Source organism: Streptomyces sp. NPDC058697 (assembly GCF_042715345.1).
GTDB lineage: Bacteria > Actinomycetota > Actinomycetes > Streptomycetales > Streptomycetaceae > Streptomyces > Streptomyces liliifuscus.
This window is the reverse complement of the sequence record NZ_JBHXSU010000001.1, coordinates 162,321-175,504: the sequence shown is the minus strand read 5'-3', so window position 1 is coordinate 175,504 and position 13,184 is coordinate 162,321. Positions and strand designations below refer to the sequence as shown.

The 13,184-nt window shown below is 71.7% G+C and carries 7 protein-coding genes; 2 read left to right on the top strand and 5 right to left on the bottom strand.

Annotation, left to right across the window (positions count from 1 at the left end):
• The first annotated feature begins 133 nt into the window (after window positions 1–133).
• Window positions 134–889, top strand: a complete 756-nt coding sequence (locus ACFWXQ_RS00750; protein ID WP_386267220.1) for a YqjF family protein — start codon at window positions 134–136, stop codon at window positions 887–889.
• Between the two features lie 49 nt (window positions 890–938).
• Here ACFWXQ_RS00750 and ACFWXQ_RS00745 read toward each other — a convergent pair whose 3' ends face one another.
• The 3 genes from ACFWXQ_RS00745 to rutA all read right to left on the bottom strand — a co-directional run bounded on the left by ACFWXQ_RS00745 (window position 939) and on the right by rutA (window position 5,688).
• Window positions 939–3,506: a SpoIIE family protein phosphatase gene (locus ACFWXQ_RS00745; RefSeq protein ID WP_383952430.1), complete on the bottom strand. Its 2,568-nt coding sequence runs from the start codon at window positions 3,504–3,506 to the stop codon at window positions 939–941.
• A 238-nt stretch (window positions 3,507–3,744) separates the two neighbouring features.
• Window positions 3,745–4,443 carry a LuxR C-terminal-related transcriptional regulator gene (locus tag ACFWXQ_RS00740; protein ID WP_383952428.1) on the bottom strand — a complete coding sequence of 233 codons (699 nt, stop codon included), beginning with the start codon at window positions 4,441–4,443 and terminating at the stop codon, window positions 3,745–3,747.
• A gap of 162 nt (window positions 4,444–4,605) precedes the next feature.
• Window positions 4,606–5,688: a pyrimidine utilization protein A gene (rutA, locus tag ACFWXQ_RS00735; protein ID WP_383952426.1), complete on the bottom strand. Its 1,083-nt coding sequence runs from the start codon at window positions 5,686–5,688 to the stop codon at window positions 4,606–4,608.
• Between the two features lie 210 nt (window positions 5,689–5,898).
• Here rutA and ACFWXQ_RS00730 point away from each other — a divergent pair, with 210 nt between their 5' ends.
• Window positions 5,899–8,847, top strand: coding sequence for a SpoIIE family protein phosphatase (locus tag ACFWXQ_RS00730; RefSeq protein ID WP_383952424.1), 2,949 nt, complete (start codon window positions 5,899–5,901; stop codon window positions 8,845–8,847).
• A 39-nt stretch (window positions 8,848–8,886) separates the two neighbouring features.
• Here ACFWXQ_RS00730 and ACFWXQ_RS00725 read toward each other — a convergent pair whose 3' ends face one another.
• Window positions 8,887–10,896 carry a serine/threonine-protein kinase gene (locus ACFWXQ_RS00725; protein WP_383952422.1) on the bottom strand — a complete coding sequence of 670 codons (2,010 nt, stop codon included), beginning with the start codon at window positions 10,894–10,896 and terminating at the stop codon, window positions 8,887–8,889.
• A gap of 63 nt (window positions 10,897–10,959) precedes the next feature.
• Window positions 10,960–13,182 (bottom strand): PQQ-binding-like beta-propeller repeat protein, encoded by a 2,223-nt coding sequence (locus ACFWXQ_RS00720; RefSeq protein ID WP_383952420.1) that lies wholly within the window; start codon window positions 13,180–13,182, stop codon window positions 10,960–10,962.
• Window positions 13,183–13,184: the final 2 nt, after the last annotated feature.

Here is a 13,184-nt window from a genome sequence, read left to right as displayed (position 1 = left end):
CCCCGGGACCCGTCCGGGGCCGGCGTACGAGGTGTGGCGCGGGACGACGGCACCGGTGAGTACCGGTGCCAGACGCGTCACACAGCACGCGTTCTCGTCGTGTCCCGGACAGGGGCCTGCGATGCTTCCGCTCGTGTCGATCATCTCGTCCGAGCCGGAACCGATCACGCCCGACGCCCCGGTCGCATTGAGCCGCCCCCTGCTCACCCAGCAGTGGCTGGACCTCACCTTCGTGCACTGGGCCGTGGATCCGGCGGCCGTGGCGGGACTGCTGCCGGACGGCACCGTTCCCGACACCGTGGACGGCGTCACGTTCGTCGGGCTGGTCGCGTTCCGGATGCACAAGGTGGGCTGGCTGCGCCTGCCGGGCGTGCCGTACTTCGGCTCCTTCCCGGAGACCAACGTGCGCCTGTACTCGGTGGACGCGCACGGCCGGCGCGGAGTGGTCTTCCGGTCCATGGACGCCTCCAGGCTCCTGCCGGTGGTCATGGGACGGCTCGCGTTCCGGCTGCCGTACGTGTGGTCCCGTATGTCCGTGCGGACCGGCGAGGACACCGTCGGCTACACCAGCGCGAGGCGCGTACCGGGACCGCGCGGCGCGTACAGCCGGCTGGTCGTCAGGCCAGGGGAGCGCATAACCGAGCCGACCGGCCTTGAGCACTTCCTGACCGCCCGGTGGGGCATGCACAACCCGTTCTTCGGCGACGCGGGCTTCCTGCCGAACGACCATCCGCGCTGGCCGCTGCACCGGGCGACGCTGGTCGAGTGCGAGGAGAACCTCATCGAGTCGGCCGGGCTGCCGACACCGGCCGGGGAACCGGTGAGCGTGCTGTACTCCCCGGGGGTCCCCGTGCGTCTCGGGCGCCCGATTCCTCCGCCACGCGGATGAGCCCGTACGGCTGACCCCTTCGGGGGAGCCTTCAGGGGAGCGCTGTCACTCAGCGATGGCGCCCCGACACCGGGCGGCGTGCCGTCAGCAGCAGCGCTATGTCGTCGGGGCGGTCGGCGACGTGCCGGGCCTTGGCGGTGAGCCGGTCGGCGACTGCGGCCAGCGAACGGCCGCCGGGGCGGGCAGCGGGGGAACCGGCTCGTGCCAGGGCCACGCGCAGCGCCGTGATTCCCTCGTCGATGTCGACGCCCGGCCGCTCCACCAGCCCGTCCGTGTAGAGCGCGAGGATGGCGCCGGGCTCCAGCTGCAACTCCGTCACCGGGTACTGAGCGTGTGCGTCGACGCCGAGCACGACGCCGCCGGGGATGTCCAGGACGTGGGTGCGGCCGTCCGGGAAGCGCAGGATCGGCGGCGGATGCCCGGCGCGGGCGACCCGGGCCAGACCGGTGAGGGGGTCCAGCCGGATGTAGCAGCAGCTGGCGAACAGACCGGGATCGAGGTCGATCAGGAGCCGGTTGGTGCCGCTGAGGACCTCGTCGGGCGGATGGTCGCCGAGCGCGAAAGCCCTTACGGCACTGCGCAGTTGCCCCATGGTGGCGGCGGCCTGGACACCGTGTCCCTGGACGTCGCCGATGACCAGGGCGAGACCGTCCCCGGACTCCACGACGTCGTACCAGTCCCCTCCCACGTCCATTCCCTGGGTGCCCGCCAGATAGCGCCCGACGGTCTCCACCCGTGGATGGCCCGACAGACGCCGGGGGAGGAGAGCCTGCTGGAGCCCGCGGGCGAGCGCGGCCTCGGTGTCGTAGCGGTGTGCCTTCTCCATGGCGTGGGCGATCAGCCCGGCGAGGGCGGTGAGCACCGTACGTTCCTCGGTGCTGAAGTCGCGGGGACGGTCGAAGCCGAGAATGCAGGAGCCGACGGGGCGCCCGGAGGCGATGAGGGGCAGGAAGGCGCGGGCTCCTTCCGTCGCGTCGAGCGGGATGCCGGGATAGGCGGCCGTGAGCTGGTGCATCGACTCGAAGAAGAGCGGCCGACCGGTGGTGAGGGTCTCCACGCCGGGCAGCCGGGTGTCGAGACCGACCCCGTCGAACGGCGCGAGGAATCCCTTGGGGAAGCCCGATTCCCAGGCCAGATACAGATGACGGTCCTGCAGCAGGTAGATGGCGAGCCGACGCCCGCCGAAGGCCGGCAGCAGTTCCTGCATCACGACCGCGGACACCTGGTGGGCGGTGACCGCCTCGGTCAGCGCGATCGCGAGGATGATCGGGCGGTACAGCGGAGCCATGGAGGTGACCGCGGCCGGTGAACCGTCGGCCAGGGGCACGTCGGCCGGTGCGTCCACCCCGGGGCGCGGCGTCGGCTCGGGAGACGGGTCCTGCATGCGGTCGGCCGGAACGAGCTTGCAGGTCAGGGTGTCGGGACCCGGATAGACGGAGAGCGAGAACCAGTCACCTCCGTGCGGATCCGCGAGGGACTTCTCCTCGTCCTGGAGCGGCCGTACGACGTGGCAGTGCACCGGATGCGGTGCCAGCAGGGCCTCCCGCAGGTGGTCCTCGTAGGAGGGCCTGTCCATCCACGGCACCGCCTCCCACAGGATGCGGCCCAGCAGCTCGGACCGTGGGCGGCCCAGGATCTCCGCAGCCCGCGGATTCGCGTAGACGATCAGGCCCAGCCGGTCGAGGCAGAACACGCCCTCCGGGAGCAGGTCGGCCGCCTTGTCGGCCGCCGAGCCGGCGTGCGGATCGAGGACGATGCCGCGGACGGGGTGCATACCGGAGTGCGTTCCGAACGGGACGGACGTGTCGTGCGGGGTCCAGAGCTCCAGCAGCCGATGCGTGCCGTCGACGGCACGCACATGCAGGGGCAGCGGCGGCGGTCTTCCCGCGGCCGTCTCCCGCAGGGCGGCCAGGACCTGATGGGAGTCGGCGGCGGCCACGGCGTCCGCGAGCGCCTGCGGGGTGTCGGCGGACTCTCCCGGCGCCACTCCCAACAGGGCGCGCAGCCGGTTGTCGGCGGTCACGACATCCGTTGCCGGATCCCAGGCGAATCGCCCGACGGGCGCGGCGGGAGGCCTCGCGGCCGGTGGGCGCACGCACAGCGGTTCGTCGTCCCAGGTGACCGGAGACCCGTCGGCGCCCTCCAGGCTCCGCAGGGCCGCGCCCAGGTCCTCGGCCAGCTGTGCCATGCGGTCGCGGTCGGGCAGCACGGTGGTGGCGTCCGACGTCGAGGGGCGCAGCAGGGTCAGTACGCCGTAGACCGTCGACCCTCCGACCACGGGCACGTACACGGATCCGAACTGGAACGGCAGGCCCGCCGCGAACTGGGGGTAGCGGCGCATTGTCTCCGTGGCGTCCGGGAGCACCACCTGGACGCCCAGCCGGTAGGCGTCCGCGACGGGGAACCGACGGTCGACGTGCAGGCGCCACCAGGGCCGGAACAGTGGCCCGGGCAGCCCTGAGAGCACGGCCAGCCGCAGGAGCCCGGGCGTACTGGACCGCAGGTACACGCCTCCCGCGAAGCCGTCGGCCGCCCCGATCGCCTCCGCCGTGATCCCGGTCAGCAGCGCGGCCAGGCGTCCGGGCGTCCGGGTGTCGTGCTCGGCTCTCCCAGTCATCGGCCCTACCTCGTCCGTGCGCCGCCGAGTGGCTGACACAGCAAGAATGCGCCACGAGGGCCTCCGCCTGCACCCGGGCGGGGAACTCCGTGTGAATCCGACGAGGGTACCGGCGCCCATGTGGGCCCGGGTGCCCGGAACCGTGACAGTCGGGTGGCCGGAGACTACCGTCCGGCAGGTCCTGGGGACAGTACTCGGCCACCCGTGATCGTGGCAGACGGGATCGGCCCGGTCGGTGTCAGGCCGCCGGTCGCACCAGGCCGGACTCGTAGGCGAAGACCACCGCCTGGACGCGGGCGTGGGCGCCGATCTTGGCGAGGATGTTGCTGACGTGGGTCTTCACGGTGGTCGGGGCGATGGACAGGCGCTCGGCGATCTCGGCGTTGGACCAGCCCGAGGCGACGGACATGAGGACGTCGCGTTCGCGCCCGGTGAGGGTGCCGAGGCCGACCGCTCCGTCCAGAGGGCGGACCGGGCGCTCCTGACGGACGGTGTCGATGAGCGTGCGGGTCAGACCGGGAGTGATGACGGCGTCCCCGGCGGCCACGATGCGGATGGCCGCGGTCAGCTCGTCGGGGGTGGCGTCCTGGAGAAGGAATCCGGCCGCTCCGGCGCGCAGGGCGGCGTAGGCGCTTCTCTCCCGGCCGGCAGGTGTCAGGACGAGTACGCGCGGGCGCTGTCCACCGGTTCCGGTGAGTTCGGAAACCAGCGGGAGGAGGGAGGGGTGGGCGATGCGGCGGATGGTCGCGATGCCGTCCGTGTCGGAGACGTTGCTGTCCAACAGGACGACGTCGGGGCGGAGTTCGGCGCTGAGGCGAACCGCCTCGGCCCCGGTCGAGGCTTCGCCGACGACGGTCAGGTCGGGCTCGGCGGCCAGTAGCATCCGCAGGCCGAGCCGCTGAAGGGACTGGTCGTTCACGATGAGTACGGAGGTCATGGCAGGCGTTCTCCATGGGGAGGAGCGATGGGCGGCGTCCTCGCCGGGGACATTGCGCGGAAACCCTGAACGAAACTGTTTCGTTCACCTCGATGTCCAGAGTAACTCCCGCCTCTATCGAAACGTCACCGTTTTCGTTGTGGTCTGGCTCACTTCTTGTCCTCAGGCCTCTGCCGGCCTGTTCGAGCGGCACTTCATCAGCGGCTGGACGCGCGTACCGAAGGTCTCGATGCCTTCCAGGAAGTCGTCGAAGACCAGCATGATCCCCTTGGTGCCGTCGACCCCGGCGACCTCGTCGAGCATCCTCGCGACGGTCTCGTACGAGCCGACGAGCGTGCCCATGTTGAAGTTCACCGCCCCCTCGGGCAGCGAGATGGTCCGGGCGGTCGAGGAGTCGTCGGCGACCGTGTCCGTGGCCGATTCACCCGCCATGTACGCCAGCGCGGCGAGGTCGGCGTTGTCGTGGTAGTCCTGCCACTTCGCCCGGGCCGCCTCGTCGGTCTCGTCCGCGATGACCATGAAGAGGGAGAGCGCCCCGACGTCACGGGCGGTCGTGCGTGCCATGTCCACGAGCGCGGCCGTGGTGTCCGAGAGTGCGAGGGGAGTGTTCACGCCGCTGCCCAGGATGAAGTTGTACTCGGCGTGCTCGGCGGCGAACCTCATTCCCGTGCTGCTCTGGCCCGCGGCGACGATGTCGATGTGCCCGTCCGCCGGCCGCGGTGACAGCACGCAGTCGTCCATCTCGTAGAACTCGCCCTTGAAGTTGCTGACTCCCTCGCTCCACAGCTCCTTCATCACGGTGACGTACTCGACGGCGCGGGCGTAGCGGTTGCCGAAGTGCTCGTCGCCGGGCCACAGGCCCATCTGCGCGTACTCTCCGGGCGCCCAGCCCGTGACGATGTTGACGCCGAAGCGGCCGGGGGCGATCGAGTCGACCGTCACGGCCATGCGCGCGACGATTGCCGGGGGCAGTGCGAGGATCGGGGTGGAGGCGTACAGCTTGATCCGGTCGGTGACGGCGGCCAGGCCGGCCATCAGGGTGAACGACTCCAGGTTGTGGTCCCAGAACCCGGTCTCGCCGCCGAACCCCTTGAGCTTGATCATCGACAGGGCGAAGTCGAACCCGTGCTCCTCGGCCTTCTGCACCACCGCCTTGTTCAGCTCGAAGCTCGGCAGGTACTGCGGTGAGCTCTTCGATATGAGCCAGCCGTTGTTGCCGATCGGGATGAAGACGCCGATGTCCATGCCGCTCCTCGTGTGTCGCCGTGACCGGAGGACTGCCCGGGACGAAGGGGCGTTACACGGGGTGCGGGAGTGTCGAACCGGCCATCGTCACGACAGGCAACTCGGCCTGGAGCGGCAGGTGTTGAAGACCAGGTAAGGGAGGACGGCGGCGAAGGTGTGATTCCTGCGAAGGCCCGCATCCGGTGAGGCCAGAACGGTAAAATTTATCGTATGAATGCACGGCTGGCTCTGCTCAGCATGGTGGAACCAGGTGTCGCGGAGAGCGAGATCTTCCGGTTGGCACTCCAGCACGCGGTGGGCGAGCTCGGTGCCCTGGGAGGGATGATCCACCTTCGCGGCCCCATGTCCGCCCTGCGGCTGGTGTCCGCCGCCGGTCTCCCGCCGGGCCTCACCCGGGCCTGGGAGATCATCGACCAGGAGGGCCCGCTGGCCCCCGCCCGCGCCCTGCACCAGGGCAGCGGCGTCTGGGCACCGCGGGAACTCACGGCACACTCCGTGTCCGGCGAGGCCGCATGGCCGGGCAGCGGACTGGCGGCCGCCCCGCTGTCCAGCGGGGACCGCAGCATCGGGGCCCTCTCCGTCGTCACGGGCGAGGCGGGCGAGCCGACCTCGGAGCAGTGGGAGTTCCTGCGGGCCGTGATCGCCTGGACCGAGGAACGCATGGCCCAGGCGCCCCCGCCGGCCGGGCCCGCGCAGACCGAGTTCAGCGGCGAGCGCCTGCGGCAGGCCCTCAAGGAGGTCAGCGTCGGCTCCTGGGACTGGGACATCCGGACCGGCGACCTGATCTGGGACGAGGCCGCCCTGGAGCTCTACGGCACCAGACCGGCCGACTTCACCGGCAAGATCGAGAACTGGATGAGGACCGTCCACCCCGACGACCTCGCCCCGACGCTGGGTGCCGCGCAGCGGGCGATCCGCGACCACACGGTGTACGAGGCGGAGTACCGCGTACGCGGCCTGGACGGCACGTACGGCTGGACCCAGGCCCGTGGCAGGGCGACGTACGACGAACACGGCGAACCCCTCCGGATGATCGGTGTGGGCTGGGAGAGCAACGAGTCCCGGTCCGCCCGTGACGCCCTCAGCCGCGCTCTGCGCCATATGAGCGACGGCTTCCTGGCGTTCGACGACGAGTGGCGGATCACCTTCGCCAACCTTGAGGCGGAACGCACGCTGGGCCTCTCCGAGGAGGAGCTGTTCGGGCGTGTCCTGTGGGACCTGCCCTCCGCACAGCAGGTGCCCGGCATGGAGAGCCGCTTCCGCAAGGCCGCGGCCGAGGACAAGCCCGCCAGCTTCGACATGCGTATGCCGGACGGCGACCGCCGCTACCACCTGCGGCTGGTGCCCGGTCCCGACGGCCACACCCTCTACTTCAGCGACGTCACCGAGCGGCGGCGGCACGAGGAGGAACGCCAGGCCACCGAGCGGGTCGCCTCCGAACGCGCGGCCCAGATGGCGGAGTTGACGGCCGCCCTCGCGAAGGCGACGACGTCACGGGACGTGGTGGACGCGCTCGCCCCGCGGGTGCTGCCGCCGTTCGCCGCCGCCGGACTCCTGGTGCAGACGGTCGAGGGCGAGTTGCTGCACACCGTGGGAGCGGTCGGCTACCCCGACGACTTCCTCGCCGCCGTCGACCGCCGCTCGCGGCTGTCCGGCGACCCGGGCTGGGACGCGATCACGTCCGACACCCCGCTCTTCCTGTCCTCCGCGCAGGAACTCGCCGCGCGCTCACCGGGACAGGCCGAGCTGCCCGGGCGCGCGGGCAAACAGGCATGGGCGTTCCTGCCGCTGACGGCGTCCGGCGTCACCTTCGGCGTCTGCGTCGTGGCCTTCGACCGCCCGCGCCGCCTCACCGACGACGAACGCACCCTGCTGACCACGATCAGCGCCCTGGTCGCCCAGGCCCTGGAACGGGCGAGGCTCTACGACGCCGAACACATCCGATCCCGCGAACTCCAGCGCAGCCTGCTCCCCCGGGACCTGCCCACCCCGTCGGCATGCACGGCGGCGGCCCGCTACCTCCCCGCAGGACAGGGCATGGACGTGGGGGGCGACTGGTACGACATCATCCCGCTCTCCGGCGGTCAGGTGGCCCTGGTGGTCGGGGACGTGATGGGCCACGGCCTGCCGGAGGCGGCGACGATGGGCCGCCTGCGCACGGCGGTCCACACCCTCGCCGACCTCGAACTGCCGCCCGACGAGATCATGAGCCATCTCAACGACATCGTCGGCGGCATGGGCGAGGAGTCGTACGTCACCTGCCTGTACGCGCTGTACGACTCGACCACGCAGATCTGCTCCATCACCCGGGCGGGCCATCCCCCGCCGGCCGTGGTCCACCCCGACGGCAGGGTCCACTTTCCGGAACTGGCCCCCGACCCCCCGCTGGGCGCGGCCGAACCACCCTTCGAGACGGTCGAGTTGGCGGTGCCGGAGGGCAGCCTGCTGGTGCTCTACACCGACGGACTGGTGGAGTCGTCCACGCGTGAGATCGACGAGGGCATGGCGGACCTGGCCGGGCTGCTGCGCGCGGCGCACATCACGGACGTGGAGCCGGACGGGGAGCGCGATCGTCTGGAACGTCTCTGCGACACCCTCACGGCCGGTCTTCTCCCCGCGGAGCACCAGGCGGCCGACGACGCGGCGCTCCTCGTCGCCCGGCTGCACGCCCTGCCCGTCGAGAGGATGGCCTCCTGGTCGCTCCCCGAGGACCCCAGGGCGGCGGGGCAGGCCCGCCGCCACGTCCGTGAACAGCTCGCCGTCTGGGGCCTCGAAAGCCTGACCCCCACCACGGAACTCCTGGCCAGCGAACTGGTCGGCAACGTCGTACGCCACGCCAAGGGCCCCGTCAGCCTGCGCCTCCTGCACGACGACGAGCTGATCTGTGAGGTCTTCGACGGCAGCCTGACCATGCCCCGCATCCGCCGGGCGACGGAGACCGACGAGGGAGGCCGCGGCCTGCAGCTGATCACAGCACTCTCCCGACGCTGGGGCACGCGCTACACCGCGACCGGAAAGTGCATCTGGACCGAGCAGGCGCTCCTCGGCCCGGACAGCCGCAAGGACGAGCCGTCCGACGCCCTGGAGCTGATGCTCCCGAGCGTCGGGGAGTTCGACGGGGACCTGGACGCGCTCCCTTTCGGGGACCAGGAGCTGTAGGGGCCGGCAACTGTCAGGACGGGGCAGGAGCTTCAGGCCCTAGGCGGCGTCGCGCCACACCTTCACGTCCAGGGTGGCGTACGTCGTCCCGGACGAACCCCGGTACGTCACGAGCCCCACGTGTCCCGTCCCGCTGATGACGCACATCTGCTGACCGGCGGTCAGGTCCTTGATCCAGATGTAGCTCTTGTAGCCGGTCGCGGCCTGGCACGCCTCCACGCTTCCCGCCCGTCCAGTCGGCAGCAGGGCAAGGGAACTGCCGGAGGTCGTGCCGGGCGCGAGGACAGCGCCCGAGGAGTAGACGGCGTACGTCAGATCCTCGTCGGAGCTCCCGGTGTCCGCCTTGGGACGCACCGGGGTGTCCGCCAGATACAGGTCGTGGCTCGCGGTCATCCGGATCCCGGAGTACGTCACCGGGGCGGGGGCCGTGGGCGCCGTCGGTTCGCTGGACGCGGCCGGGGGAGCCGGGTTCGGAGCCTGTGTGGGTGTCGCGGGCCCCGAAGGGCCGGACGGCAGCGCGGACTTGGCGGGCTTCGGCTTCTTCGACGCCTTGGCCGACGGGGAGCCGGACGTCGACGAGGACTTCTCGGCCTTCGGAGGCGACTGTGACGCGGCCACCTCCGCGGCCCCGGTGTCGTCCTTGTCGTCGTCCCCCGGGGCGAGCAGCAACGCGGCGGCCGCCCCACCGGCGACGAGCACGACCGCGGCGGCCGACAGCATCCAGGGCCGGGCCCGGCGTGCCGCGCCGTTCGTGGTGACCGTGGAGGTCTGGGCGGCGGCCGGCTCCTGCGATTGGGGCCATGGAGGCGGTGTGTACGCACCCTGTGCGGCCGGACTCCCCATCACGAACGGTCCGGGCAGCGCGGCGTGGGACTGGGCGGCGTGAGGCTGTGCGGAATGGGGCTGTGCGGCATGGGACTGAGCCGGGTGGGACGGCGATGTGGGGGAGTAGGCCGCCGCGGGGCCGAAACTGCCGAAACCGCCGGAGCCGACGGGGCCGAAGCCGCCGCCGGAGCCCGGGGCCCCGAACCCGCCGGAACCCGCCGCCCCGAATTCGCCGGAGCCGTGAGCGCTCGGGGCCGCCTCCGCCCGGTCCTCCGCCTTGGCCTGGGCCTGGGCCTGATGGGCTCCTTCGGCCCGAGCCGCTATCCCCGCCGCCAGTTCGCCCGGCAGCCATGCCCCCGATGCGTACCGGGCCTCGTCACCGCGGTGCGCCTGGATCGTCTGAACGGAGCGGATGACCTCCTCGACGGAAGGCCGCTCGGCGGCGGGCTTGCGCAGACACCGCTCCACCAACTCCCTTATTTCTTCGGGAACTTGGCCGAGGTCGGGCTGCTCGTGCACCACCCGGTAGAGCACCGCGTGCGCGTCCCCGTCCCCGAAGGCGCCGCGGCCCGTCGAGGCGAACACGGCGGTCTGCCCCAGCGCGAACACGTCGGCCGAGGGGGCGGCCTCGCCGCCGAGCGCCTGCTCCGGTGCCATGTAGGCGACCGTGCCGAGGGCCATGCCGCTCTGCGTCACCGAGGTGGCGTCCGCCGCCCGTGCGACACCGAAGTCGATGACGCGCGGTCCGTCGTCGGCGAGCAGCACGTTCGACGGCTTGAGGTCCCGGTGCACGATGCCCTCGCGGTGCACCGCCTGCAGTGCCTCCGCGACACCGGCGATCAGCCGCAGCACGGTGTCGACGGGCAGCGGCCCGTGGTCGCGTATCGCGTCGGCGAGGGACGGACCCGGCACATAGGCGGTCGCACACCACGGGATCGAGCCCTCGGTGTCGCTGTCCACGACCGGGGCCGTGTAGAGCCCGTGCACTCGGCTCGCGGCTGCCACCTCGGCCTGGAACCGCTTGCGGAACTCGGCGTTCTCGGCCAGCTCCGGCCGGATCACCTTGACCGCGACGGCCCGCCCGCCCGGCGTGTGCGAGAGATAGACCCGCCCCATGCCGCCGGACCCGAGCCGGGCCACCAGCCGGTACCCGCCCACGACCCGCGGATCGCCGTCCTCCAGCGGCTGGAAACCTGCCGCGCCGGGCCCACCGTTGCTCAACACGCCCACTCCGCCCCAAGATCCGATCAGTGGCCCCATTGCATCACGGGTCCGGTCCCGGGATTTTCAGAGTCGCGGTATCGGGAGGGCGTACACCTTGTTGAAGTGCTGGGCGATCAGCGGGCCGTCGCTGTCGCAGGCGAGTTGCCAGTCGTTGATGCCGGCGTCCTGGCCGTCGGTGAAGTTCCAGAGCAGCTCGCCCCGCTGGGCGTCGATCGCGTAGAACCCGTCCCTGTTGCGGGCGGCCGTGACGAACACCGTGCCGCCGCCCGCGACGAGGGCGTTGGCCAGATCGAGCCGAGGGGTGCGGCGGAACCAGCGCCGGGTGCCGTCGACGGCGTCGAACGCCTGGACGCCGTGCGGGTTCCTGGTGGTGCAGTACACCGTGCCGGCCGCCGCGGCCACGGAGGCGAATCCGCCCTTCTCCTCCTTCACCCGCCAGCGCACCGCGCCGGACTCCACGTCCACGGCGATGAGTTCGCTGTCGACGGCGAAGACGGTTCGGCCCAGCACCACCGGGGCCGACCGGGCGTCGGAGTCGGAGTTCATGGGGCGGCGCCAGAGCACGCCTCCGGTACTCGCGGTGCCACGGGCCGTGAGGCGGTGCAGCCCGTCCATGTAGATGAAGCGGCGGGATGCCATGACGGGCTTCAGATCGAGGCCGATGTCCTCCTCGCTGATGGGGATGACATCGGCCCGGCGCGCCCGCAGATCCGTGTTGAGGACGACATTCGTGGAGGTGGCCGACCCCTGCGACCCGTCCGGGCTGCTGAACCGCAGACCCGAGATGGTGACCCGCTGGTCGTTGAACCCGCCCAGCAGCGTGTCGAAGCGGAAGTCCTCTCCGAAGTCCAGGGAGAACCGCTCGACGCCCGTGACCGGGTCGACGCCCAGCACGGTCGCGCCGGTGCCGAGGGCGACGACATCGCCCGAGACGAGGAGGGGCGGGGTGGGGGACTGGCTGATGCCCCGGTAGATCCAGCGGGGACGGGTGCCGTCGGCGAGGCCGAGGCAGAACAACGCGCCCGACTGCGACTTCAGCAGGGCCGTGTCCTTGTAGAAGACCGCCGGGGCCTCGACGAGCGGGTCGCCCCGGTAGACCCACAGCGGCTTCGGCGCCGGACCGGCCGGTTTCGGGGCGGACTCGGTCCGCTCCTTCGGCTCACCGAGCAGTGCGGCGACGCCGGAACCAACGGTGACGAGGCCGAGCGCAGCGGCCGCGAGGACCGTACGGCGGGAGGGGCGCGGCCGGGCCCGTCGCCGGGAGCGGTGGGCGACGGAGTCGGGCGGGTTCTCGGGCGGCGGGCCGGCCGTCGGCGCTTCGGGGAGGACGACACGGCTGGGGCTCGGGCGATCGGTGACCAGCTGCTGAGCGGCCACGCGCGGGTCGGTGCGGACACCGGCGGCGGCCGTGCGGCCGGTGGTGGCGCGGGCGGGCTCCCGCTCGACGACGTCCGCACTCGGACCTGGCCCGAGGTCCAGGTCCATGAGGTCGGCGGCCTGCCGGCTGATCGAGCCGGCCACGGGTTCCGGCAGCCAGCCCTCCCAGTCCAATGTGTCGGCGCCACCGGGTGCGCACGCCGCCGACACCCGGTCCGGAGTGGGCCGGGCCGTCGGGGACTTGTCGAGGCAGAGCTCGATGATCGTGTCCAGCGGATCCGGAACGCCCGTCAGATCCGGCGTACCGTGCACCACTTGGTACAGCAGGGTGGCTGTGGACGAGCCGTCGAAGGGCGCGTTCCCGGTGGCGGCGAAGGCGAGGACCGAACCGAGACAGAACACGTCCCCCTCCGGGCCCATCGGGTCACCCGTGGCGTGCTCGGGGCACATGTACCGCGGGGAGCCGAGCAGCACACCGGACAGGGTGAGTTCGTAGCCGTCGGTGGCCCGGACGATGCCGAAGTCGATGACCCGTGGGCCCTCGGCGGACAGCAGCACGTTGGACGGTTTGAGGTCGCGGTGCACCAGCCCCGCGGAGTGGACGGCGATCAGCGCCTCGGAGAGCCCGGCCCCGAGGGCAAGCACCGACCTTGGCGGCAGCGGTCCGTGCTCCTCGACCGCGTCGGCCAGCGTCGGGCCGAGGATGTGCGCGGTGGCGAACCAGGGGACGGGGCCGTCCGGATCGGCGTCCACGACGGTGGCCGTGTATCTGCCGCTCACCGCCCGGGCCGCGTCCACCTCGCGCCGGAAACGGATCCGGAAGTCCCTGTTCGCGGCCAGCTCCGGCCGGATGACCTTGACGGCCACGGTTCGCTGCTGATCGTCCCGGGCGAGGAAGACCTCCCCCATCC